This is a genomic window from Myxococcus sp. AS-1-15 (assembly GCF_020037055.1).
Lineage (GTDB): Bacteria > Myxococcota > Myxococcia > Myxococcales > Myxococcaceae > Myxococcus > Myxococcus fulvus.
Map to the genome: position 1 here is coordinate 18081 of NZ_JAIQDF010000008.1, position 22277 is coordinate 40357.

At 71.5% G+C, this 22277-nt stretch carries 21 protein-coding genes; 9 read left to right on the top strand and 12 right to left on the bottom strand.

Annotated features, from left to right (window positions below; translation table 11 throughout):
* Window positions 1-6 precede the first annotated feature (6 nt).
* On the bottom strand, window positions 7-2196 hold the full coding sequence (locus K8625_RS21695; protein ID WP_223783765.1) for a DPP IV N-terminal domain-containing protein: 2190 nt from the start codon (window positions 2194-2196) through the stop codon (window positions 7-9).
* A gap of 179 nt (window positions 2197-2375) precedes the next feature.
* On the opposite strand from K8625_RS21695, the gene K8625_RS21700 reads away from it, so the two are divergent.
* Together K8625_RS21700 and K8625_RS21705 are read left to right on the top strand one after the other, a co-directional pair.
* On the top strand, window positions 2376-2909 hold the full coding sequence (locus K8625_RS21700) for an ureidoglycolate lyase (protein WP_223783766.1): 534 nt from the start codon (window positions 2376-2378) through the stop codon (window positions 2907-2909).
* 76 nt (window positions 2910-2985) lie between these two features.
* The gene (locus K8625_RS21705; RefSeq protein ID WP_223750505.1) at window positions 2986-4641 is read left to right on the top strand and encodes an FAD-binding dehydrogenase; all 1656 of its coding nucleotides are present in this window, start codon (window positions 2986-2988) and stop codon (window positions 4639-4641) included.
* A gap of 12 nt (window positions 4642-4653) precedes the next feature.
* Here K8625_RS21705 and K8625_RS21710 read toward each other — a convergent pair whose 3' ends face one another.
* The 4 genes from K8625_RS21710 to K8625_RS21725 form a co-directional block, all read right to left on the bottom strand.
* Window positions 4654-4995, bottom strand: a complete 342-nt coding sequence (locus tag K8625_RS21710; RefSeq protein ID WP_223750504.1) for a DUF2845 domain-containing protein — start codon at window positions 4993-4995, stop codon at window positions 4654-4656.
* 75 nt (window positions 4996-5070) lie between these two features.
* On the bottom strand, window positions 5071-5463 hold the full coding sequence (locus K8625_RS21715; RefSeq protein ID WP_223783767.1) for a hypothetical protein: 393 nt from the start codon (window positions 5461-5463) through the stop codon (window positions 5071-5073).
* Complete coding sequence (locus tag K8625_RS21720) at window positions 5460-6446, bottom strand: C2 family cysteine protease (RefSeq protein WP_223750502.1); 987 nt, start codon at window positions 6444-6446, stop codon at window positions 5460-5462. Before K8625_RS21720 ends, K8625_RS21715 begins: the two co-directional genes overlap by 4 nt.
* Before the next feature lie 132 nt (window positions 6447-6578).
* Window positions 6579-6869, bottom strand: coding sequence for a hypothetical protein (locus K8625_RS21725; RefSeq protein WP_046717013.1), 291 nt, complete (start codon window positions 6867-6869; stop codon window positions 6579-6581).
* Window positions 6870-7156: 287 nt separating this feature from the next.
* Between K8625_RS21725 and K8625_RS21730 the strand changes: the two genes are divergently transcribed.
* The gene (locus K8625_RS21730; protein ID WP_223783768.1) at window positions 7157-8179 is read left to right on the top strand and encodes an ABC transporter ATP-binding protein; all 1023 of its coding nucleotides are present in this window, start codon (window positions 7157-7159) and stop codon (window positions 8177-8179) included.
* Here K8625_RS21730 and K8625_RS21735 read toward each other — a convergent pair.
* Together K8625_RS21735 and K8625_RS21740 are read right to left on the bottom strand one after the other, a co-directional pair.
* Window positions 8173-8694: an aminoacyl-tRNA deacylase gene (locus K8625_RS21735; RefSeq protein ID WP_223750498.1), complete on the bottom strand. Its 522-nt coding sequence runs from the start codon at window positions 8692-8694 to the stop codon at window positions 8173-8175. The two genes, K8625_RS21730 and K8625_RS21735, sit on opposite strands and share 7 nt — an antisense overlap.
* Before the next feature lie 113 nt (window positions 8695-8807).
* Window positions 8808-9005 (bottom strand): hypothetical protein, encoded by a 198-nt coding sequence (locus tag K8625_RS21740; protein WP_223750497.1) that lies wholly within the window; start codon window positions 9003-9005, stop codon window positions 8808-8810.
* Between the two features lie 363 nt (window positions 9006-9368).
* Here K8625_RS21740 and K8625_RS21745 point away from each other — a divergent pair, with 363 nt between their 5' ends.
* The 4 genes from K8625_RS21745 to K8625_RS21760 all read left to right on the top strand — a co-directional run bounded on the left by K8625_RS21745 (window position 9369) and on the right by K8625_RS21760 (window position 13080).
* Window positions 9369-9695 (top strand): DUF2171 domain-containing protein, encoded by a 327-nt coding sequence (locus K8625_RS21745; RefSeq protein ID WP_141332421.1) that lies wholly within the window; start codon window positions 9369-9371, stop codon window positions 9693-9695.
* Between the two features lie 147 nt (window positions 9696-9842).
* Complete coding sequence (locus tag K8625_RS21750; RefSeq protein WP_223783769.1) at window positions 9843-11093, top strand: kelch repeat-containing protein; 1251 nt, start codon at window positions 9843-9845, stop codon at window positions 11091-11093.
* An 84-nt stretch (window positions 11094-11177) separates the two neighbouring features.
* Window positions 11178-11561 (top strand): hypothetical protein, encoded by a 384-nt coding sequence (locus tag K8625_RS21755; RefSeq protein WP_223783770.1) that lies wholly within the window; start codon window positions 11178-11180, stop codon window positions 11559-11561.
* A gap of 115 nt (window positions 11562-11676) precedes the next feature.
* Window positions 11677-13080 (top strand): M24 family metallopeptidase, encoded by a 1404-nt coding sequence (locus K8625_RS21760; RefSeq protein WP_370640418.1) that lies wholly within the window; start codon window positions 11677-11679, stop codon window positions 13078-13080.
* 61 nt (window positions 13081-13141) lie between these two features.
* Here the strand turns inward: K8625_RS21760 and K8625_RS21765 are convergent, their stop codons facing one another.
* Together K8625_RS21765 and K8625_RS21770 are read right to left on the bottom strand one after the other, a co-directional pair.
* The gene (locus K8625_RS21765) at window positions 13142-14326 is read right to left on the bottom strand and encodes a cytochrome-c peroxidase (RefSeq protein WP_223783771.1); all 1185 of its coding nucleotides are present in this window, start codon (window positions 14324-14326) and stop codon (window positions 13142-13144) included.
* Between the two features lie 177 nt (window positions 14327-14503).
* The gene (locus tag K8625_RS21770) at window positions 14504-14917 is read right to left on the bottom strand and encodes a hypothetical protein (RefSeq protein WP_223750493.1); all 414 of its coding nucleotides are present in this window, start codon (window positions 14915-14917) and stop codon (window positions 14504-14506) included.
* A 413-nt stretch (window positions 14918-15330) separates the two neighbouring features.
* Here K8625_RS21770 and K8625_RS21775 point away from each other — a divergent pair, with 413 nt between their 5' ends.
* Window positions 15331-15786, top strand: coding sequence for a DUF2267 domain-containing protein (locus K8625_RS21775; RefSeq protein WP_223750492.1), 456 nt, complete (start codon window positions 15331-15333; stop codon window positions 15784-15786).
* Between the two features lie 78 nt (window positions 15787-15864).
* Here the strand turns inward: K8625_RS21775 and K8625_RS21780 are convergent, their stop codons facing one another.
* Entirely contained in the window at window positions 15865-16557 is a 693-nt protein-coding gene (locus K8625_RS21780) for a hypothetical protein (protein ID WP_223750491.1), read from the bottom strand.
* A 147-nt stretch (window positions 16558-16704) separates the two neighbouring features.
* Window positions 16705-18435, bottom strand: a complete 1731-nt coding sequence (locus K8625_RS21785) for a S8 family serine peptidase (protein ID WP_223750490.1) — start codon at window positions 18433-18435, stop codon at window positions 16705-16707.
* Window positions 18436-18903: 468 nt separating this feature from the next.
* Here K8625_RS21785 and K8625_RS44205 point away from each other — a divergent pair, with 468 nt between their 5' ends.
* Window positions 18904-21384 (top strand): serine/threonine-protein kinase, encoded by a 2481-nt coding sequence (locus K8625_RS44205; protein ID WP_305070700.1) that lies wholly within the window; start codon window positions 18904-18906, stop codon window positions 21382-21384.
* A gap of 13 nt (window positions 21385-21397) precedes the next feature.
* Here the strand turns inward: K8625_RS44205 and K8625_RS21800 are convergent, their stop codons facing one another.
* A complete protein-coding gene (locus K8625_RS21800) occupies window positions 21398-22072 on the bottom strand; it encodes a hypothetical protein (RefSeq protein ID WP_223750489.1) in 675 nt (224 codons plus the stop codon).
* Window positions 22073-22277 lie beyond the last annotated feature (205 nt).

Below are 22277 nucleotides of genomic sequence, written 5' to 3' on the forward strand. Positions count from 1 at the left end.
CGACGGCTACAGGTGCTGGTGGAAGTAGCGCGCCGTCTCCTCCCACAGGCGTTCGGCGAGCACGGGGTCGAACACCATGTGCCCCATGCCGCTCAGGGGCAGCAGTTCATGGGGCTGGCCCGCGCGGAACAGCGCGTCCGACAGCTTGAGCGCCTGGAAGAAGAGGACGTTGTCGTCCGCCGTGCCGTGGACCACCAGCAGCTTGCCCATGGGCTTGTCCGCCTTCACGTGCGTGAGCAGCGAGGCCTGCTCGTAGGCCTGCGGCTGCTCGTCGGGCAGGCCGAAGAAGCGCTCCGTCAAATGTGAGTCGTAGTCGCGCCAGTCCGTCACCGAGGACACGGCCACCGCGGCCTTGAAGACATCCGGGCGCGTGAGCACCGCCAGCGCGGACATGTAGCCGCCGTTGCTCGCGCCCGTGATTCCCACGCGACCCAGGTCCATCTCCGGCACCTCGGCCGCGAGCGCGCGCAGCGCGGCCACCTGCTCGTCGAGCACCAGGCGAGGCCAGTCGTACTTCGGCTTTCGCAGCTTCGCGTCCGCCGTGGGCGCCACGCCGCGCCCGTCGAGCTTCACCACGATGAACCCCTGGTCCGCCAGCCACTGGTCCGTGAGGTGCTGCATCATGCTCTGGTACACCATCGCCATGCCGGGCCCGCCGTAGATGTCCACGATGACCGGCAGCTTCACCCCGGGCTTCGCGTCGCGAGGCCGCACCAGCGACGTGGGATAGCGCTCCTTGCCCACGTGCCGCACCTCGATGCGCGGCTGCAGCGCCGGCACCTTCGCCAGCGAGGGCAGCTCTCCCACCCGCGTGCCATCCGCCTTCAGCACCGTGGTGTTCTTCATCCGCCGCGGCCCCTCGGCGCTCAATGCCAGGAACCCGCCCCGCTTGGAGAGCTTCGCCTGCTCCAGCGCGGGGCGCTCGCTCGTGACCCGCGTCGGCTTGCCTCCCGGGCTCAGCCGCCACACGTAGCGCTCCTCCGACGCGGTGCCGCCGGAGAAGTACACCGTGCCGTCCTGCTCCACGTAGCCCACCAGGTCGTAGAAGCCCGCGTCGGGCGGCACGAGCGAGCGCACGAGCTTGCCCGTGACATCGCGCAGCTCCAGCTCACCCGCCCCGTTGCGCTCGGTGTACCAGAGAAACCCGCTCCCATCCGCGAGCCAGTGGGGGAACGTCTGATGCAACGTGAGCCAGGCGTCGTCCTTCTCCACCAGCAGCGTGCGCGTGCTCCCCGTCCTCGGGTCCACCGCGAGCAGCAGCTCCTCCGTCTGCGCGCGGTTCTGCACCAGCACCGTCAGCTCCCCCTTCGCCGGCCAGCGCACCGTGGCGAGATAGGGATACTTCTGGTCATCCCACTGCACCCACGTCGTCTTGCCACCCGTGACGGGGAGGATGCCCAGCCGCACCCGCGCGTTGGGCTTGCCCGCGCGTGGATAGGCGAGCCGCTGTCCCTCCCGCTCGGGATTCAGCGCGTCCGGGACGACGAGCTTCTCCACCCCGCTCGAGTCGGACTCCGTATAGGCCAGGGACTTGCCGTCCGGGCTCCACCAGTAGCCGGAGAAGCGCATCATCTCCGCGGTGGCGATGAACTCCGGCGTCCCGTGGCTCTTGTCCTCCGTGCCTCCCTTCGTCACCGCCCGCTCGGTGTTGGTCGCGAGGTCCAGGCGATACACGTCGTGGCCCCGCACGTAGGCCACCTGCGTCGCATCCGGCGAGAAGCGCACGTCCATCGCGCCCGCACCCAGCTTCAGCTCCGTCACCTTCCCGGAGGCGCGCGCGACGACGTACTGCTTGCCCGACATCCCCACGAGCAGCTTCTCGCCGTCCTCGGACAGCGCATAGGAGCCCAGGCCTCGCGGTGAGGCGCGCACGGGCTCCAGCTTCGCCTTCGCCTGGGCGGTGAGGCTCTCCCGCGCGCGCTGGAGGAGGCTCTCCGCGGTGAGGTACTCCCGCGTCTGTCCCGTGTCGGTGTCGAAGGCGTGGAGCGCGGTGGCTCGCGAGCCCTCCGCGGTGCGCAGGAAGAGGAGCGTCTGCTCGTCCGGCGTGAAGCTCGTGGCCGTGGGCCGGCCGCTGTTGAAGTAGCGCGTCTCCACGAGCTGGCGGATGAAGCTGTCCGTCTTCGGCGCCGACGCGGGGGGAGGCTGGGCGAGAGCGGGCGTGCTCAGCAGGACCAGTGCGGTGAGGAGGATTCGCATGGGGGTGTGGTCGGAGTCATCGGGATGATGGCTCACGAGGTGAAGAGACCATGTCATGGCGAGGTCGAGGCAGCCGGAAGTGCTCCTCGGTGCGACAGACAACGTGATGCATCGGGCGGCGCCCGTTGACCATGACCGTTCCATGGCAATGCGTGCGACGCGGCCTGTATGCTCATTCCATGCGTGAGCATCCAGACGTGCCCCGGGTCCTGGTCGCGCGGCCGCTGACCCCCGAGGGCTTCGCTCCCTACGGTGACGTGGTCAGCGCGGGGCTCGGACCCGGCGCGCTCGCGAACCAGGGCACCGCGGTGCGCTTCGACTGGTCCGCGCGACTGGAGAACGCTCGCGAGTCCGCGAAACCGAACCTCGCGGTGTTCCGCTCGGTGGCGCGCTCCCTGCCGTTCACCGTGAAGCTGCTGGAGCACCATCCGTACTCGAGCCAGGTGTTCCTGCCCATGCGCTGCGAGCGCTACCTGGTGTGCGTCGCGCCGACGGCGTCCTCGGGGGGGCCGGACCTGGAGCGCCTGGAGGCGTTCATCTGCGGCGCCGGTGCGGGTGTGAACTATCACCGGGGCGTGTGGCATCACCCCATCGTCGCGCTCGATGCGCCCGCGGAGCTGGCCATGCTGGCGTGGGAAGACGGGAGCGAGGGCGACTGTGTGGTGCTGCACTTCGAGCCGTCCGCGCACGTCCAGGTGCGATTCGACGGCTGAGTCCTGACGTCGACGCGGACGGACGCCCGCGCTTCCCCTATCATCCGGGGCCTTCCTCGTGGGTTGGAGGCTCCGGATGGGACAGCAAGCGGACGTCATCGTCGTGGGCGCGGGGCTGGCGGGGCTCGTCGCCGCGACGGAGCTCGCCGACGCGGGCAAGCGCGTCATCGTCGTGGACCAGGAGGGCGAGCAGAACCTGGGAGGACAGGCGTTCTGGTCCTTCGGCGGTCTGTTCCTGGTGGACTCGCCCGAGCAGCGGCGCATGGGCATCCATGACTCGCACGCGCTCGCGCTCGAGGACTGGCTGGGCACCGCGGGCTTCGACCGCGAGGAGGACCACTGGCCCCGCAAGTGGGCCGAGGCCTTCGTCGACTTCGCCGCCGGCGAGATGCGCCCGTGGCTCTACAACCAGGGTCTGCGCTGGTTCCCCGTCGTCGGCTGGGCCGAGCGCGGTGGCTACGGCGCCGTGGGCCACGGCAACTCCGTGCCGCGCTTCCACGTCACGTGGGGCACCGGGCCCGGCGTGCTCGCGCCCTTCGTGCGGCGCGCCGAGGAGGCGCGCAAGAAGGGGACGCTCACGTTCCTGTTCCGCCACCGCGTGGACGAGCTGCTCACCGAAGGCGGCGCCGTCGTCGGCGTGCGGGGCATGACGTTGGTGCCCTCGGACGTGGAGCGCGGCGTGAAGAGCTCGCGCGACACGGTGGGCGACTTCGAGGTGCGCGCGTCGGCCGTCGTCGTCACCTCGGGCGGCATCGGCGGCAACCACGAGCTGGTGCGCAAGAGCTGGCCGTCGCGCCTGGGCCCCGCGCCCGCGTTCATGGTGCAGGGCGTGCCCGACCATGTGGACGGACGGATGATTGCCATCACCGAGTCCGCGGGCGGCCGGGTCATCAACCGCGACCGCATGTGGCACTACACGGAGGGCTTGCGCAACTGGAACCCCATCTGGCCGCGCCACGGCATCCGCATCCTGCCGGGGCCCAGCTCGCTGTGGCTGGACGCCACGGGCAAGCGCCTGCCGCCGCCGCTGTACCCGGGCTTCGACACGCTGGGGACGCTGGAGCACATCCTGAAGACGGGGCACGACTACTCGTGGTTCGTGCTGAACCAGTCCATCTTGAAGAAGGAGTTCGCGCTCTCCGGCTCCGAGCAGAACCCGGACCTCACGGGCAAGGACTGGAAGGGCGTGCTCAACCGCGCCGTGGGCAAGAAGGCCATGGGCCCGGTGGAGGCGTTCAAGGAGCACGGCGCGGACTTCGTCGTCGCCGAGGACCTGCGCACGCTGGTGGCGAAGATGAACGAGAAGACCGACACGAAGCTGCTCGACTTCGCCACGGTGGAGCGCGAGGTGCTCGCGAGGGACAGGCAGCTGGACAATCCGTTCGGCAAGGACCTGCAGATCGCCGCGATTCGCCAGGCGCGCAACTACCGGGGAGACCAGCTGGTGCGCACCGCGAAGCTGCACCGACTCCTGGACCCGAAGGCCGCGCCGCTCATCGGCGTGAAGCTGAACATCCTCACGCGCAAGACGCTGGGCGGCTTCGAGACGGACCTGTCCAGCCGCGTGTTCGGCGCCGAGGGCAAGCTGGTCCCCGGTCTCTACGCGGCGGGCGAGGTGGCCGGGTTCGGCGGCGGCGGCGTGCACGGCTACCGCGCGCTCGAGGGCACCTTCCTGGGCGGGTGCATCTTCTCGGGACGCGCGGCGGGCAGGGCGCTGGCGGCGACGGTGTAGCGCGAGGGTCTGCTACTTACCGTAGACCGTGCTGCGCACGTCGGTCAGCTTGCCGTCGGTGAAGGTCACCACCTGCATGAGGCGGTTGGGGCCGAAGTTGTAGGTCCACTCCTCGACCTCGACCGTGACGGTCTTCGAGGTCGAGGACTCCTCCTTGCCCTCGCGCACCCGCTCCTTGGTGGAGGTGGACTCGGTGCGGCGCTGCTTGGACAGGGGCTCGCCGCACTTGATGACGGCGTCGGTGGTGGTGGCCCCATCGGAGATGAGGTTGTTGCCACAGCGCAGCGTGGCGGCGTCCGCGTGCAGGGGCAGCAGCAGACCAGCGAGGGCGAGCGGGGCGAGGACCAGACGCATGAGGGCTCCACGGGGGAATGAAGGTGGGCGTCCGACGCGCGGGCCCCCGGGTTATTCACGCTGTCTCCGGAAGACTCAGGGCGCGCGGAGCTTGAGCCGCAGGCGCTGGTCGTCTCCCCGGTCGATGACCTCGGAGATTTCCAGCACCGAGCCCGCGGCCTCCACCGTCTGCCCCGCGCGCACGCGCACGTGCTGCTGCGAGGGGGGCTGGAGGTTCGCGTCGAAGATGAACAGCGCGGCGGTGGGCTCGCGGGTGCCCGCGTCGCTGTCCTCGGGCCAGAAGTTGCCCGTGGCCAGGCTCAGGCGGGGCGTGACCTGGAGGGGCCCGTGGTTCTTCGTCAGGGTGATGACGCCGGGCGCCGCCTCGGAGGACGGCGCCACGGCGGGCGTCTCGCGGGCGCACCCGGTCAGCACCAGCCCGAGGGCCAGCGCCAGACCGGTGTAGCCGCGCGACGCCCGGGGACTCACTTGGTGGGGTTGCTGTTGGCGTACTGGAAGGACTCCTGGAACTCCTTCTCGGTCAGCACGATGTCCGGCGTGCCGGCGCCCCAGGGGTTGCGCAGCGTGACGGTGCCGGCCTTGGTGTCCACGCCGGTGATGAAGTACTCGTGGTCCGCCACCAGCGTGCCGTCCTTGTAGCGCGCGCCGTCGGTGCCGTCCGGCAGGTCGATGCCGAGGAACTTGATGTCGTCGTGCGTGCCCGCGGTGAGGGCCTCGCCGGCCTTGAGGCGCGCGTCCAGGTCGGCCAGCGTGGTGCTGTCGACGTCCAGGCTGCTGCTCTTCTTGCCGGTGATGGCCTCCATCGCCTTGGCGCTGTTGCCGTGGACGATTTCGGGATAGCCGCCCTTCCACTGGGCATAGGCCTTCTCGACCAGGGCCGGCCACAGCTCCGCCTTGCCGTTCTCCTGCGGGGTGCCGGCGTAGGCCGGGTCACCGCTGGCGTTGAGGGGCAGGTCGGGGGTGACGGTGATGTTCACCGGCTTGCCCTTGTCCTGGAAGGTGACGGTGTAGTTGCCGGACGCGTCCGGGCCCTTGACCATGTTCTCGATGAGGGCCGGGTTGGCGCGGGCGATGGCGCCCATGGAGGTCATCAGGTAGCAGTCGCCAATCTGGCCCTGCTGCACGTCGTTCCAGTGGGCCTTGGTGCCGTCGGTGCCGGCCTCGAAGACGCTGCCGTTCTTGACCTGACCGTAGGTGACGTTCGTGTCGAGCGCCTTGGGGTCCTTGGTCTTCGGCGTCTCGGCGCCGCTGGCCTGGAAGGTCTGTCCGAGCGCGGCGGCGAACTGCTCGCGGCGGCTGGGAGGCAGCATCCCGTCCTGGCTGCGTCCGCTGGCCCACTCGGGCTTCGTCTCGCGGACCTCCTGCTTCTTCACCTCCGGACGCACCGCCTCGGTTTCCTTGCGGGTGGTCTGGGTGACGCGGGACCCTTCATTCCCAATCTTGAAGCTCATGAACGTACTCCCCCTCGATGCGACTGACTTTGAACTTGGGACCGCCGTCCCCCAAGGACGGTGGTGGATGTCTGGATTATCTCAACGGCACTGCCCCGAGTTGCGTGGGGCCCGCACTTGCGGTGCGGGGTGCTAGCGGACCTTGAGGTGGATGGCGGCTTCCTGGCCGTTCTCGCCACGGACCTCGAGGATCTCCAGCTTCGCTCCGTCGACCTCGACGACCTGGGAGGCGTGGACGCGCACGTGGTCCTGTTTGGAGGGGGAGGTGCGGGTGTCGATGATGAAGAGGCCCGCGGTGAGCTGCTTCTCGCGGCCGTCCACTTCCTCGGGCCAGAAGTTGCCGCTGGCCAGGCGCAGGTGCGGCTTCTGCGGGAGCACGAGGGGCCCCTGGCCCTTGATGAGTGTGATGGTGTCGGATGACATGCCTGTTTCCCCCAAGCGTCAGGACGTGCGGGCCCATGGAACGGGCCTCGCGTCAGATGTTCCCGGACGCTAGCACGGGGGCCTGTCCCTGGCGGGAGAGGCTTTGACTGGGAGTGTGGGATGGGGTGGGCGGGTGGAGGCGGGCTGTCAGCAGGTGCACGGCGCCGTGACATCGCGCTTGCCGTGCGGGGTGTCGTGGCGATGCTCCGGGGCCATGCACCCTCGGACGACAGCTTCGACTTGGACGACATGGGGCCGGGCTCCGGGCCTCGGGGAGGCCTAGCCGCGTGGCGACGGTGTCCCTGGAGGATGTGCGCAAGGTGTACCGGGGCGGCGTCGCCGCCGTGAAGGGTGTGACGCTCCACATCGCCGACGGCGAGTTCGTGTCACTCGTCGGCCCGTCCGGCTGCGGAAAGTCCACCACCCTCAACCTCATCGCCGGGCTGGAGGAGCTGTCCTCCGGAACGCTGCGCATCGATGGCACTGTCGTGAACGGCATGTCCCCCAAGGAGCGGGACATCGCCATGGTCTTCCAGAGCTACGCCCTCTATCCCCACCTGGATGTGGCCCGGAACCTCGCCTTCCCGCTGGAGGTCGCCGGCCTTCCTCGCTCGGACATCGATGCTCGCGTGCGCGAGGTCGCCTCGGTGCTCGGCCTGGAGGCCCTGCTCTCGCGTCGCCCGAAGGAGCTGTCCGGTGGACAGCGCCAACGCGTGGCCCTGGGTCGCGCCCTCGTGCGCCGCCCCAAGGTGTTCCTGTTCGACGAGCCCCTCTCCAACCTCGACGCCGCCCTGCGCACCCAGATGCGCGGCGAAATCAAGAAGCTGCACGAGCGACTCCAGGCCACCTTCATCTACGTCACCCATGACCAGGCCGAGGCCATGACGCTCTCCGACCGCGTCGTCGTGATGAGCCAGGGCGAGGTGCAGCAGGTGGCTCCACCGCGCGAGCTGTATGACGCCCCCGCGAACCTCTTCGTCGCGGGCTTCTTCGGCTCGCCTCGCATCAACCAGCTCAAGCCCCGGACCCTGGGACTCGCCGGAGAGGAGGAGGTGGTGCTGGGCCTGCGCCCGGAACACCTGGAAGTGATGGCGTCCCCATCGACGGACAGCGCGCTGACGGGCCGCGTGTACCTGGTGGAACCCATGGGCGCCGAGAGCTGGGTGACCGTGGACGTGGGCGGTGCGCACCTGGTGGCCCGTGCACCCGGTGACTTCCGCGCGGCGTCAGGCGCGGAGGTCGCGCTGCGCTTCGATGCGTCCAGGCTGCGCCGCTTCGATGCGCGCACGGGCCGCGCGCTCGCTCAATAGTCGGGCTGGAGCGCTTCTCTGTCGAACGGGAGCCTCCGAGCCTCTCCCGGGCGGTCATGGACGATGGCGCCGAGGTACGGCGCCTCCACGCCCACGAAGTCCGCGAAGCGCAGCTCCAGCGCTTCATCGTGCGAGCCCGCGCGGAACAGCAGCGTCTCCGCCTCGCCCAGGTGCCCGTCCACCACCACCGGCAACCCATACCGCCTGCCGAACGGTGGCTCCGCGCCCACCTCGCAGTCGGGGAAGAGGTGGGCGAACTCCGACTCGTCCGCGAGCCGCAAGCCCTTCGCGCCCGTCACCTCCGCGACGCGGTCCACGTCCACCGTGTCCGGTGCTCCCACGACACAAATCCAGAACGAGTCCTCCGAGCGGAGGATGACCGACTTGGCCACCTGGAAGCCGCTGACGTGCAGCGACTGTGCGAGCGCCTGCGCGGTGATGGCTCGCAGGTGCGGTCTTCGCTCGAAGGGAATCTGGTGACGCTCCAGGTACTGGAGGATGTTCTGCGGAATCATGGCGCGGCCTCCCTCGGTCCTTCCCAAGGAAGGTGCGCCCCTCCGCGCACGACGACCAATCGCTGTCACTCGCGCGCATGGCCCGCGAGCCGCCGCCCTGGCGCTCCACTCGCTCAGGCGTAGACGGGATTGCCCTCCAACGACATCTCCAACCGACGGTTCAACTGCTCCAGCCGGTCATGCCGCTCGCGCAGCATGTCGCGGTAGGCCCGCTGGTCCGTCCGGGAAATCTCGTCGAGCAGCTCACGCAACGCCGTGTCCAATGCCTGCTTCAGCTCGCGTCCCTCTACCTCGGAGAGCTCCAGTAACATGCCGCACCTCCCGTGACGGAAAGTAGGCACCTGCGCTTCATGCGGGCAGGGCCCGCCCGCCCGCCGCGGACCCCGGCGACCTCTCGGCCGCTGTCCTTCCTCCCGACATGACCCCGGGCAGGGCAGACCGCGGGGAGGGGCTCCTGCGCTCCTGGCCGCCCCTTGAAATGTCCGAGGCGCGCGCTCGCCCTTCCGTGCTCGAAGCAGCCCGAGGCCCTGGGCTGACGTGGGGCGCCTCGCCGCTCCTCGGTCCGTGAGCCCTGGCGCGAGCGCCTCCTCGCCTGCTCCCTCGGACTGTCATCGGCCACCCGGTGCCCGCAGGTTCTCCCTGACGAGGGCACGGTGTGGCCGCGAGGAGGTCCGATGATTCAGTCCGGCGAAGTGCGTGAGGGAATGACGGTGAGGACCGCGGATGGGCGCAAGCTGGGGCGCGTCGCCGCGGTCGGTGACATCCACTTCGAGCTCGAGCAGGGCCTGGTGCCCGTGCCTCGCCGCGACTACCTCGTGGAGTTCCGCGACGTGGACTACGTCAGCGCCGACGACGTGTACCTCGCCAACGCGGACCATCCGCTGTTGAAGCTCGAGGTGGATGACGACGGCGGCGCGCTCCCACCCCGAAGCTCCCGCGGCATGGACGCCGAGCCGGTGAACACGCCAGCCCTCGGGGACGACGACTCCGTGCGCCACTGAGCGGCTCGCGGGACCTCCTCCGCGATGGTCTGACGCCCGACCCTTCAGGCGGGTCAAGCGTCCGGAATCACTCAGGTTGGACATCCCTGGAATGTCAGACCGTCAGGCTACACGGGCTCTCTTCGACCTGCGAGGCGAGTGGGCTCCATGCGACGTGTTCCGACATCCTTCCTGGGCGTGGCGCTGTGCGCGCTGGTGTTCTCGTGCGGCGCCGCTCCGCGTCCGGACGAGGGCGCTCGGGACGCCGTCGCCGTGCCGCTGCGTCTGCTGACGCCGCGCAAGCTGTTGCCGTTCGTCACGCTGGCGGATGGCCGCGTGCTGGCCGCGGGTGGGCATGATGGTCAGCGCACGCTCGCGAGCTGCGAGGTGTTCGAGCCGGAGACGGGGCTGTGGCGCGCGACGGGCGCGCTGAACAGGTCGCGTCGCAACCACGCGGCGGTGCGCCTGTTGGATGGTCGGGTGCTGGTGGTGGGCGGTGCCCAGGTCGCCGCGCCGAGCGCGCTGGCGGACGCGGAGGTGTACGAGCCGACCACGGGACAGTGGACGGTGGTGGCGCCGATGTCCGAGCCGCGCAATGACCCGACCGTGGTGCTGCTGCCGGATGGCCGCGTGCTGGTCGCGGGCGGCACGGACGCGGACCGTCGGCCGCTGCGCTCGGCGGAGTTGTTCCAGCCGGAGACGGGCACGTGGGTGCCCGCGACGCCCCCGGGCTTCGTGCGAGGAGGCGCGGGGACGGCGGTGGTGCTCGGGCAGGGCAAGGTGCTCTTCGCGAGCGGGCTCCAGGCGGAGCTCTACGACGTGGCCACGGGGCGCTGGGAGAAGGCGGGCCTGACGGGAGGCGCGGCGGGGACCCATCGCGTGGGGCACTCCGTGACGGCGCTGCCGGATGGACGGGTGCTCGTGGTCGGCGGCGCCACGGCGCGCGCCTCGAGCACGGCGGAGCTGTATGACCCGATGACGGGCCTGTGGACGCTGGTGGCCGCGCCGTCCGTGCCTCGCGAGCACCACGCGGCGGTGGTGACGAAGGAGGGGATGGTGCTGGTGCTCGGCGGCGAGCACTTCACCACGGGCGCGCTCACGTCCGTGGAGCGCTTCAACCCGATGACGGGCCAGTGGTCCTCGGCGCCGGCGCTCGATGAGCCTCGGAGGTTCTCGCACGCGCTGCTGCTGTCGGACGGCGCCGTGTTGCTCGTGGGGGGCGCGAACGAGATGACGGGCATGCTCGGCTCGGGCGAGCGATATCTGCCCGGGGGCTGCGTGCCGGTGACGTGTGAGGCGCGCGTGGGCGCGTGTGGCGCGGTGCCGGATGGCTGCGGTGGGGAGCTGCAGTGCGCGCCTTGCTTCGTGGACCGCTGTGACGCGCCTCCGTGTCACGCGGAGGGCCTCACGCGGCGGTGACGGACGGTGGCACGGACGTGTCCCGCGTGCTCACGGGGCGAGCGCAGATGACAGCCGTGGACGATTCTGACTGGAATGCGCCGCATGCGCGGGTGGCTCGTCGGAATCGTCGTGGGACTGGGACTGCTCGGCTGCGGTGGTGACGGCGTCCCCACGCTCACCTACGACGAGTGGGCCGAACGTTCGGCCACCGCGCAGTGCTCCCACGCGCGCACCTGCGCGGGCTCCACGCTGGAGCAGGAGCCCTGTGTCGCCCAGGTCCTCGACAGCTACCAGCAAGTGGAGCCCACGCTGGAGGGCGCCGAGGGCGCCAGGTCCGGCTGCGTCCAGTGCATGCGCATCCGCACCGAGGAGCTCACCGCCGCGCTCGACAGCGACTGTCAGCGCCCGCCCGACGCCGCGCGCATCGACGCGGCCTGTGGCGCCGAGCGTCAAGCCTGCCTCGGTGCGCCATCGCTCACACCCTGAGCCGTGCCCACGTGCGACTGCGTGAGCACTCCCGCACGGAAAGCCTCGCAACCCACGAAGCCCCGGACGCACCGACGCGAGACGGCCCCTGCCGTGCGTGCCACACTGCGCGCCCATGCGAACCCGCCTCCGCCTCCTCGCACCGCTCATGCTCTCCACCGCATGCGCCTCCGTCTCCTCTCAGTCCCCGGATGCCCCCGCCGCGACGGTGAAGCCCTCCACGCCCGAGCGCCCCTTCGGCACGCTGCGCGAGCAGGCCGAGCGGCAACAGGCCTGGCTGCGCGAGCGCATGGACACGGCCCTGCCCCAGCTCATGCGCAAGTACGGCGTCGAGATGTGGGTCGTCCCCATGCGCGAGTACAACGAGGACCCCGTCTTCAAGGCGCTCGTGTCCCCCACGACGTTCGCCGCCCGCCGCCGCACCATCTACGTGTTCCATGACCGCGGCCCCGAGAAGGGCGTGGAGCGCCTGGCGCTCGGCGGTGGACCCCAGGGCGGTGTCTACGTGCCGCGCCGCGCGCAGCAGCAGGTCAGCCACGGCGGCCAGGGCCTGCGCCAGGCGGAGCTGTGGGGCCCCGACCAGTGGCTCGTCCTCAAGCAGGTGCTCGAGGAGCGGCAACCCAAGAGCATCGCGCTCGACATCTCGCGCACCTTCGCCTTCGCGGACGGCCTCTCCCATGGCGAGTACGAGGGCATGGCCGAGGCGCTCGGCCCCGACTGGGTCCAGCGCTTCAAGCCCGCCGGCGGCCTGCCCGTGGACCTGCTCGCATGGCGCATCCCCGACGAGGCGCGCTTCTACGAGGACCAGACGAAGCTCGCCTGGAACATCATCGAGACCGCCTTCTCCAACCAGGTCATCACCCCCGGCACCACCCGCGTGAAGGACGTGGAGTGGTGGATGCGCCAGCGCCTGGCCGACCTGGGCCTGGAGACCTGGTTCCAGCCCTCCGTGGACGTGCAGCGCCAGGGCGTCACCGACGAGCAGTTGGGCGACGACCCCGTCATCCAGCGCGGCGACGTGCTCCACTGTGACTACGGCGTCACCGCCCTGCGCCTCAACACCGACACCCAGCACATGGGCTACGTGCTGCGCGAGGGCGAGACGGACGTGCCCCAGGGCCTCAAGGCCGCGCTCAAGACGTCCAACCGCCTGCAGGACATCGTCTTCGAGGAGCTGGTCCCCGGTCGCACCGGCAACGAGGTCCTCCAGCGCGCCCGGCAGCGCATGACGAGCGAGGGCATCGACGGCACCATCTACTCGCACCCCATCGGTCTGCACGGCCACGGCGCCGGCGCGATGGTGGGCCTGTGGGACCGTCAGGAGGGCGTGCCCGGCAACGGTGACCACAAGGTCATGCCGAACATGTGGTACTCCATCGAGCTGCAGGCCACGAGCGCCGTCCCCGAGTGGAACGGCCAGCGCGTGCGCTCCGCCCAGGAAGAGGACATCACCATCGACGCCGAGGGCCGCGTGCACTGGGCCTGGAAGCGTCAGACGGACTTCCACCTGGTGCGCTGAAGGCCCGCGTCACCCGCGGCGGGCTCTCGTGCGAACCGCGCGCGCGAGAGCCCTGGCTTCTTCAGCGCGGCGTGCCGGTCAGCGACTTGAGCAGCTCCACCAGCGCGCGCTTCTCCGCGTCCGTCAGGTCCAGCGCGACGATGGACACCGTGCGCTTGCCCGTGAAGGTGCCGTCCGGGTCGCCGCCCTCGTTGTAGAAGTCGACGACCTCCTCCAGCGTGGCCTGCGCGCCGGTGTGCATGTACGGCGCCGTCAGCGCCACGTTGCGCAGCGACGGCGTGCGGAACGCGCCCTCCAGCTCCTCCTGCTTCGCCTGCGTGCGCAGCGTGGTGAGCCGCCGCGCGTCCGCGCCGCTGCGGTCATCGCTGTAGCGCCCCGCCGCGTTGAACTCCCAGTCCAGCAGCGACTGCAGCACCGCCCACTGTCCCCCCGCGCCCGGCCCCTTGTCCTGAAGGCCCACGTTGTGGAACAGCTCGTCCGTCAGTGACGGGCCCTTGTGGCACACGATGCACTGGCCCTTGCGCACGAAGGTCTTCAGGCCCAGGTACGCCGGGTCGCTCTGCGCCGTGCCCGCGTCCACCGCCGCCAGGAAGCGCCGCACGTCCACGTCGAAGGGCGCCTCCACCCGCATCAGGTCCCGCTCGTACGCCGCCAGCACCTTGCCCACGTTGGCCAGCAGCTCCGGGCCGGGCTCCGCGCCCGGGTCCGCGCCGAACAGCTCCACGTAGCGCGAGCGGTACGAGTCCTGGGCCTGCAGCCGGGCGCGCACCACCTCCGCGTCCGAGTCCATCTCCACCGGGTTCGTCAGCGGCAGAATCGCCTGCGACCAGAGCGAGTCCGCCCGGCCGTCCCACATGAACCAGCGGTTGTGCCGCACGTTCAGCACGGTGGGCGGGTTTCGCTCCGTGCGCTGGCCGCCGCAGCCCTCCGCCGTCGGCGTCTCCACCGTGCGGCCCTCGCCGGTGTGACAGCTCTCGCACGACACCGAGCCGCAGCGCGACAGCCCCGGGTCCCGGAACAGCTCGTTGCCCAGCGTGCGCGCCGCCTCCAGCCCGTCCACGCGGTTGGTGGCGTCCAGGCGCGGGTGGCTCGACAGCGAGTGCAGGCTGCGCAGCTGGTCCAGCTCGTCCAGCGTGGGGAAGGGTTCCTCGGACTCACACGCCAGCCCCATCCCACCCAGGCTCAGGGCGAGCAGGGCGGTGCGCCAGCTTCTCGAAATCATCACCGGGTCGTCCTTCTTCACCATCCGTCGCGGCCCGGCCTGGTCCGGTACCTCGCGCCGCTCCACGGGCGGTCTGCCGGAAGCTTCGCGCCCCTCGGTGCGCGAATCAATCCGGAATTCCTGGACGACCTGGAGCCTACCTGCCCGCTCCGCTCCCGACACCGGGGCGGAGAGGGCAGGGGACGGCGAACGACGGTGAGCTCAGGAGCCGCAGCTCACGGTGAAGTCGCGCGTGCCGGTGGCGTAGTTGCTCAGCTTCAGCCCGGACGGCTCCGGGGAGATGCTGGGCGCGGAGCCGTTGTCGCACTTCAGGCCCGACTCGGCCACCGCGCTGATCTGCAGCTCGGTGTTGCTGGGGATGCCGGACACCGTGAAGGAGCAGCGGTTTCCGCGGCTGGACTTCACCATGCCGTGACCCAGGCCGTCGGTGGGCGTGCTCGCGTGAGCGACCACCACGCGCAGCTGGTCACACGGGTTGCCCGCCTGGGCCAGCCCGGTCTCCGGCAGCTTGATGACCCCGGCGACGTTGGCGTTGCCCTCGCGGCTCCCGCCGCCTCCCGTGGTGGCACAACCAGTGGCGGCGAGCATCAAGGCGGCAACGGCGATGCGATACATTTTTTCCTCAATTCATGGGGGAAGGAGAAGGCGGCTCGGTCGCCGCACAGACGACCTACGTCGCGCGCCCATTACAATTGCGACGACATTTCATTCCATCCATTTCGCTCGCACGCGAGGTGCCGGGTTTTCTCCAAATCGCGCGGAAGTCCGTGCGGTTCTGGACGCGGCGTCGACGGGCGGTGCGACCGGGCGTGCGGTTCGATGAGTCTTCTTCATCGCTCGAATCAAAGACAGACATGGTGCCCGTCCCTGGGGTGGTTGGACGTCCCAGGAGCGGACAGGATTCCCATGTTTGGGAATGCACGAACGCTCGTGCCCCGCGCGGAGCGTGCGGCCGGGACGCAGTCCCTTTGTCTGCTGCCGGACAGCGCTCGCGCCCCCACGGTGAAGGCGCGAGAGAGGAGACGCGCATGTCGATGCAGAAGCAGGAGACGACGCAGTCGTGGTCGGGGCTGGGCGTGGGGACGGACCGGAAGTCCTTCCTGGCGGCGGTGTCCGCGCAGCTGCCGGACTTCGAGGCCGAGCGCGCGGCGGAGGCGGTGTTCTGTGGCCTGTCGGAGCTCTTGTCCGACGGGCTGATGCGGCAGCTGCGCGAGCAGCTCCCGGAGGACGTGCGGGGAATGCTGGATGCGTGCCCGCGTCATGCGCGGGAGGGCGGCAAGGTGGACCGGGATGACTTCTACCTGCAGGTGGCCAACCACCTGAACGCCGAGCCGGAGAACGTGAGGCTGGTGCTGCACGGCGTCTTCGCGGCGCTGCGGGCCCAGCTCACCGAGCAGGAGGCGGGCAAGGTCGAGGGCCAGCTCCCCCGGTGGCTCCAGGGCACGTGGGCCGCGGCGAAGCTGGGCATCGACCGGCCCTCGTGAGCGAGGGCTGACGGGGCGGGGCTCGCGCTCCCCCGAGGCGTCCGGACCCTCGCGGCCCGGACGCCTCGCGCGCGTCCCCTAATAGGTGCCGCCAATCTGCAGCGTCCCCATGTAGCGGCCGTCCAGGGCGTTGGGCGTCGCGGAGGTGGGGGCGAAGCCCTGGTCGAAGAGGAAGTTGTAGCTGACGCGCGCGTCGGCGGTGATGAGCTTGTTGACCTGGTAGCGCAGGCCCAGGCCCGCGGGCACGTAGCCGCTGGTGTCGTCCTCGAAGCCGAAGAGGCGGCCCTGTGCGTCGTGGCGGATGTTGTAGTCGTCGATGCCCAGGCCCGTCACCGCGTAGGGCTGCAGCCGGGTTTCGGTGAAGTTGCCGACGACGAGCGCCTGGCCTCCGCTGCGCACCACGTCCGGGCCGCTGCCCAGGCTGCCGCCGCGGCCGTTGCCGTCGATGTCCACGTCATTGACGCTGCCGTTGTAGCCGAGCTCCACCGCCATGAAGGGAATGGGCCGGTAGCCCACCGCGGCCCCGTAGGCGAACCCCGCCTCCATGCGGGGCGCCAGCTGCCCGGTGTAGCCCTCCGCGCCGCCGCCCAGCTGCGCGTACAGCCCGGTGTCGGCGCGCCGGGACTCCTTCTGCCGGCGCGGCTCGTCCTCCCGCGAAGGCTCCACATAGCCCTGGGCCCGCTCCGCGCTGGGGCGGAAGTCCTCCTGGGCCGCCACGGCGCATCCCCACAGCGCCCCCACACATCCCGCGATACGCACGAAGGTCTTCATGTCGGACTCCTTTCCAAGCGTCCGGAAGGCAACGTGACGTCCTCATTCCTCCCCGGCATGGTCCCGTGGGGAGGCGCGGGCGGAGGGCGGGCGCGTCGGCCGTCCCCGCGTCCCACCCGGGCGGGCGGGGCGGGCGGGCTCGTCGCCTCAGGGCATGGCGCCGATGAGCGCCTCCATCGCGCCGCGCGCCTGCACCAGGCCGTGGCCGTGCTCCGTGTCATACCCCGGCGCGCCCAGGTCCTTCGCGCTGGACTGGAGCGCGGCGCGCACCTGGGCGGGCGTCGCGCCGGGGCGGGCGCTGAACAGCAGCGCGGCGATGCCGCTGACGTACGGCGTGGCCATGGAGGTGCCGGACATGTACGCGTAGTCCACCGGGCGCAGCGTCAGCCGCGTGGTGGCGCCCAGCTGCCGGCCCATCACCGTGCTCGCCGCCTGGGTGATGGTGACGGCGGGCACCCACGCGCCGTGCTGCGGGACGGAGAGTATCTCCGCCCCGCCCTCCGCCAGCTCGCTGGCGAAGATGACCGCGCGCGCGCCCTGCTTCATCACGTTGACCATGGCCCGCTCCGGCCTCACGTAGGGGTGCGGGTGCAAATAGGCGATGAAGCCGTCACAGCTGCTGTCCTCGCCGCACGAGTCCAGCGTCCCGCCGTGCCCGCAGTCCACCAGCGCGCCCCAGGTGTTCCCGGTGGGTGCGTACAAGAGGGAGCGCGACGCGGGCCGGGCCCGTCCCAGCTCCAGCTGCGCGAACGAGCCCAGGCCCCGGGGGAAGGTGGACAGCACGTCCACGCCCGGCGCCATCAGCGCCAGCCGCTCGCCATGGGAGGAGAAGTACACGCGCCGGTCCAGGTCATCCACCGCGCCCACCGCGAGCACGGACGGGTCCGACGCCGGATAGGACACCAGGAACTGGCCCTCGTTGCCCGCCGCCGCCACCACCAGCATCCCGCCGTCGAGCGCGGCCTTGAAGATGTCCTCGGACGTGAAGGTGGCCAGGCCTCCGGCCAGCGACAGCGAGGCGACCCGGGCGCCCTGGCTCATGCACCACTCGACGGCCTCGAGCACCACGCTCATGTTCGTGCGGCCGTTCAGGTCCAGCACCCGCGCCACGAGCAGCTGGGCCCCCGGCGCCACGCCCATCAGCCCGCTCTCGGTGAGCACCGGTCCACCCTGGCCCCCCATGCCCGCCCGGGCCGCGATGATGCCCGCCACGTGCGTGCCGTGGCCGGTGCCCCAGCGGGCCTCCTCGCCGTCCGTCGCGTCGTCGTCACCGTCCAGGAAGTCCCGCGCCGCCACCACCGCGTCGCGCAGCTCCGGGTGGTTCATGTCCATGCCGCTGTCGATGACGCACACGCGCACGCCCGCGCCCGTCACCGCGCCCGGGTCCGGTACCCCGTCCCCGTCCCGGTCCCACACCTCGAGCGCCTGCACCCGCTGCAGCTTCCCGGTGTAGTCGCCGGTGCCGCTCGCGCCGAGCCCGACGCGCGTCAACGCCCCCAGCGGCAGCGCGCCGAGCCCCGTCGCGCGCAGCTCCGCGTCCGGCTCGATGCTCTCCACCGACGGGTCCAAAGCCAGCGCCAGCCGCTCCTCGGGCGTCACGCGCGCGGCCAGCGCGGGCGCGTGGCGGAAGCTCGCCGTCACCCGGCCTCCCAACTGGTGCACCCGCGCCGCCGTCACGCTCCGGGCCTGGCGGTAGCGGATGATGACCGGCTCCCGCCCGTCGTCCTCCGAGGCGACCTTCTGGGTCGTCCGGGGCTCCTGGGGCAGCGCTCCGGCATTGATGCCGGGGCAGACATTGCGCAGGGCGTCCCGCTGCTCCGAGTCGTCCGGCATGCACCCCGCCAGCACCATCAGCCCGATGAATCCCCAGCGCTTCATGAGCCACTTCCTTCCGTCGCCATCCCAGGCGACCTCGCGGGGCCCGGCCGGAGGGCTTCCAGCCGGACGACCCCACCAGCCCCCAGGGAGTGCATCCCTCCCCCGGGCGGCAACGGCGCTCGAAGCCCGCCGCCGACGGGAGGTGCGTGGGTTCACATCCGGACCGCGCCGCGTGTCTCAAACTGGCGTCCGACCCCGACCGCCCCTGGGAGCGGCTGTCCCGAAACCCGCCCTCCTTGCCCACCTCCACGCGGAGGGGAGGACCCCCGTGGCGCCGGGCGGACGCGAGCTCCGGGGCGGGGCGGGGGCAGAGGGCGCCGTCACGCTCCTTTCTGCCCCACCGGTCTGACACCCGGAGGGGGAGCGGCCGGCTTTCTGTTTCGGGCCCGTGCGGTGTCCGACAGAGGCGAGGGAGCCCCCGGAGCTTGCTTCCGTGTGTGTCCGGGTGCTTCGCTGCCACGAGAAGCCATGAGCACCGAACCTACAGAGTCCTCCCGTTTCCTCGGGCGCTACGAGCTCGTCCACCCCCTGGGCCAGGGCGGCATGGGCGAGGTGTTCCTGGCGAAGATCAGCGGCGCGGCGGGCTTCGAGAAGCCGTGCATCGTGAAGACCATCCTCCCGGCGCTGCTGAAGGACCGGCAGTTCCTGGACCGCTTCCACCATGAGGCCAAGGTGCTGGTGCACCTGGTGCACTCGTCCATCGCCCAGGTCTACGACATGGGGGAGACGGACGGGACGTACTACATGGCGCTGGAGTACGTGGCCGGCGTGGACCTGGCGTACCTCCTGGAGCAGGCGCGGGTGCAGGGCGCGCAGGTGCCCGTGCCGGTGGCGCTGTTCCTGGGGCAGCGCATGGCGGAGGGCCTGGGCTACGCGCACCGCAAGGTGGGGCCGGACGGGGTGCCGCTGGGCATCGTCCACCGCGACGTGTCGCCCCACAACGTCATGGTGTCGTACGAGGGCGAGGTCAAGGTCATCGACTTCGGCCTGGCCAAGTCCGCCGCGCGCAGCAAGTACACGCTGCCCGCCACGGTGATGGGCAAGCTGGGCTACATGTCGCCGGAGCAGGTGCGCGCCGAGGCGCTGGACCACCGCAGCGACATCTACTCCTGCGGCGTGGTGCTCTGGGAGATGCTCGCCGGCCGCTCGCTCATCCCCCACGGGACGGTGGGGGAGATGATGGCGGCCATGTCCCATCCCACGGTGCCGCCGCTGACGGGGCTGCGCGGGGACGTGGACGAGGCGCTGGACGCGGTGGTGCGCCGCGCGCTGGCGACGAAGCCGGATGAGCGCTACTCGCGCTCGGACGAGCTGGCGCGCGCGCTCAACGGCGAGCTGGTGCGCTCCGGCGCGGCGGTGGGCGCGGAGGAGGTGGGCCACTTCGTCCGCGCGCTGTGCCCGGAGGCCTTCGCGGCGCAGCGGCAGCTCATCTCCAAGGTGACCTCGTCCTCCAGCCACCGCCGAACCCCCGCGCCCATCCCCCTGGTCGCCGGCGGCACGGGCGCGTACGGCACGGGGCCTCAGGAGGTGGAGCCCGCGGGCTTCGAGCCGACCCTGATGCGCAAGCAGGACGCGCCGTCGGGGGAGAAGCAGGTGGCCGGCATGGCCCGCCCGGACGTGCCCGGTCACGGCGAGTCGATGGCCACCGACGCCACCACCCTGCGCTCCGGCTCGGACCCCGGCGCCGCCACGGCGAGGACGGCCGTCTTCGACGGGGCGACGGGGAGCACGCCGCGCCCTGCCGGCGCCGAGGCGTCGGCCTCTGGTCCCCGGGCCGAGAAGGCGTCCGGCTCCGGCCCCCGCTTCTCGGGCAACACCTCGGTGCTCCCGCCCCAGGCCGAGAGTGCCTCGGGCTCGGGGCCCCGCGCCGCGGCTCCGCGGGAGCAGGCCCCGGCGCGCCCGGTGTCTTCGTCACGGGAGCACGCGCCCGTGCCCGCGCGCAGCGACGAAGGGCGTGGTCGCAAGGGCCTGTTCGCGTTGGTCGCCGGCCTGGTCGTGCTGCTGATGGTGGGCACCGCGGTGACCACGGCGCACTTCATGCGGCCCCAGGGCCCGCCGCCCGTGGACGCCCCGCCGCCGCCTCCTCCGGGGGGGCTGGCCGGGAGGGACGCAAGGCCCCCGCCGCCGGGGCAGCCCCCTCCCCGGGAGCCGCCGCCCACCACGGCCCCGGTCATCGAGCAGACGCCACCGCCCGCCACCGCCCAGGCGCCGGCCCAGCCCGAGCCGACGCCCGTCCCCAAGAAGCCGACGCCCAAGCCGGACAAGGTCGTCACGGCGCCGCCCAAGCGCCCCACCCCTGCGCCCAAGCCGGTTCCGGAGCCGGACAAGGCGCCGCCGGTGGAGCCCGTCGTGGCCGCCAACACCCCCGCCTTCGGCTACTTCGCGCAGGTGCTGCCGCTGACCGCCGATGACGGTACCTTCCTGGTGAAGGGGGCCCGCGCCAGGGCCTTCCAGACGGGCATGGACGTGAAGGTGGTGGGCGACGCGACGTCCGACGGACAGCGTCCCGTGCTCGGCACCGCCCGGGTCGTCGCCACCGACAGGCGGCAGGCGCGCCTGAAGCTGGCCAAGGACGTCAAGTCCGCCCCGAAGCTCTACGCCGCCGTCCCCGCGGAGGACCCCTACTTCGGAGAACCCACCGAGCGGGGCGTGGAGCCCGCGTCCGCCACCGCCCCGCCCCCGAAGTCCGGCGCGTTGACGGGACACATCTCGAAGCGCGACCCCCTGATTGGCGCCACCTCCTACACGGTGAACAACGCCGACGAGTTCGAGTGGACCGACTGCGTCCTCGTCATCGAGACGCGCCAGCGCGCGACCCTGGGAGAGGTGCCCGCCTACTCGAAGCGAGAGGTGAAGCGCTTCAGCAAGCCCCAGACGCAGCAGGTGCCCCCCGCGGGCAAGGCGGGCGTGTACTGCAAGGAGGGGACGCTCTTCTCGACGGTGAAGTGACGCCTTCCGGGCGCTACGGCCCGCCCGAACGCTCCGCGGCCACCGGACAGTCCGCCACCACCTCGCGCACGTCCTCGCGCCCTCCGCGCGCCTCGCGCACGGCCCGGCTCAGCGACGTCTTGCACTCCCACGTCACGTCCCGCGTGCCGTGGCAGCAGTGCCAGCCCGTCAGCGTCCGCCCCAGGTACTTGAGCATCTCCGCCCGCGTGGGCGTGACGAGCAGCCACACCGCGCCCGCGATGAGCCCCAGCCAGGGCAGCTGCGCGCCCAGCCCCTTGAGCCGCGCCGAGGCGCCCGCCGTCACCGGCTCCGCGTGCACGCCGAGCCAGGTGTCCAGGGGACGGCGTTGCAGCACCGGGGTGATGAGCAGGTCCACCGGCGTGGTGAGCGCCCGGGCCAGGGCGCGCGGCACCCCGGGCGCGCGGCCCATGTGCACCAGCCGCACCCCGAGCAGCTGCCGCCACAGCGTCCTGCCCCAGATTCCGCCCACCGCCGACACCGCCAGCCAGGCCAGCAGGATGGCGACGAGCATCGCCACCGGGGTCCGCTCGTGCTCCAGCGCCCGCAGCGCGGCCCAGCCCACCAGGGCCGCCGTCGCCAGGTCCAGCACGTCCGCCACCCACAGGTGCCACTGGTACCGCGCCTCGGTGGTCACCTTGTCCGTCGAGAACAACGCCCCGTCGCTCATCCGCCCACGCTCCTCGGGGCGCCGAGCATAGACCTTCGCCCGGCCCCGCGGGGGACTGACGCGCCTGCCTTCCTCGCGCGGGTCCCCGTCCGGAAACAGTCGTCCGCGTGCGTGACGCCGGGCGGGAGAGCGGGCGCCCACGGGCCGCCCTGGGGCGACCGGGGGACGTGACTCCTGTCTGTTTCCCGCAGTGGCGCCCCGGGCC

Coding starts and splice junctions, on each gene's coding strand:
- K8625_RS21765 (WP_223783771.1), bottom strand. CDS start 14,326: ATGGTGAAGAAGGACGACCCGGTGATGATTTCGAGAAGCTGGCGCACC.
- K8625_RS21800 (WP_223750489.1), bottom strand. CDS start 22,072: ATGAGCGACGGGGCGTTGTTCTCGACGGACAAGGTGACCACCGAGGCG.
- K8625_RS21720 (WP_223750502.1), bottom strand. CDS start 6,446: ATGAGCTTCAAGATTGGGAATGAAGGGTCCCGCGTCACCCAGACCACC.
- K8625_RS21710 (WP_223750504.1), bottom strand. CDS start 4,995: ATGCGTCTGGTCCTCGCCCCGCTCGCCCTCGCTGGTCTGCTGCTGCCC.
- K8625_RS21785 (WP_223750490.1), bottom strand. CDS start 18,435: ATGAAGCGCTGGGGATTCATCGGGCTGATGGTGCTGGCGGGGTGCATG.
- K8625_RS21740 (WP_223750497.1), bottom strand. CDS start 9,005: ATGTTACTGGAGCTCTCCGAGGTAGAGGGACGCGAGCTGAAGCAGGCA.
- K8625_RS21745 (WP_141332421.1), top strand. CDS start 9,369: ATGATTCAGTCCGGCGAAGTGCGTGAGGGAATGACGGTGAGGACCGCG.
- K8625_RS21735 (WP_223750498.1), bottom strand. CDS start 8,694: ATGATTCCGCAGAACATCCTCCAGTACCTGGAGCGTCACCAGATTCCC.
- K8625_RS21780 (WP_223750491.1), bottom strand. CDS start 16,557: ATGAAGACCTTCGTGCGTATCGCGGGATGTGTGGGGGCGCTGTGGGGA.
- K8625_RS21760 (WP_370640418.1), top strand. CDS start 11,677: ATGCGAACCCGCCTCCGCCTCCTCGCACCGCTCATGCTCTCCACCGCA.
- K8625_RS21705 (WP_223750505.1), top strand. CDS start 2,986: ATGGGACAGCAAGCGGACGTCATCGTCGTGGGCGCGGGGCTGGCGGGG.
- K8625_RS21755 (WP_223783770.1), top strand. CDS start 11,178: ATGCGCGGGTGGCTCGTCGGAATCGTCGTGGGACTGGGACTGCTCGGC.
- K8625_RS21700 (WP_223783766.1), top strand. CDS start 2,376: ATGCGTGAGCATCCAGACGTGCCCCGGGTCCTGGTCGCGCGGCCGCTG.
- K8625_RS21750 (WP_223783769.1), top strand. CDS start 9,843: ATGCGACGTGTTCCGACATCCTTCCTGGGCGTGGCGCTGTGCGCGCTG.
- K8625_RS21725 (WP_046717013.1), bottom strand. CDS start 6,869: ATGTCATCCGACACCATCACACTCATCAAGGGCCAGGGGCCCCTCGTG.
- K8625_RS21695 (WP_223783765.1), bottom strand. CDS start 2,196: ATGCGAATCCTCCTCACCGCACTGGTCCTGCTGAGCACGCCCGCTCTC.
- K8625_RS21770 (WP_223750493.1), bottom strand. CDS start 14,917: ATGTATCGCATCGCCGTTGCCGCCTTGATGCTCGCCGCCACTGGTTGT.
- K8625_RS21775 (WP_223750492.1), top strand. CDS start 15,331: ATGTCGATGCAGAAGCAGGAGACGACGCAGTCGTGGTCGGGGCTGGGC.
- K8625_RS44205 (WP_305070700.1), top strand. CDS start 18,904: ATGAGCACCGAACCTACAGAGTCCTCCCGTTTCCTCGGGCGCTACGAG.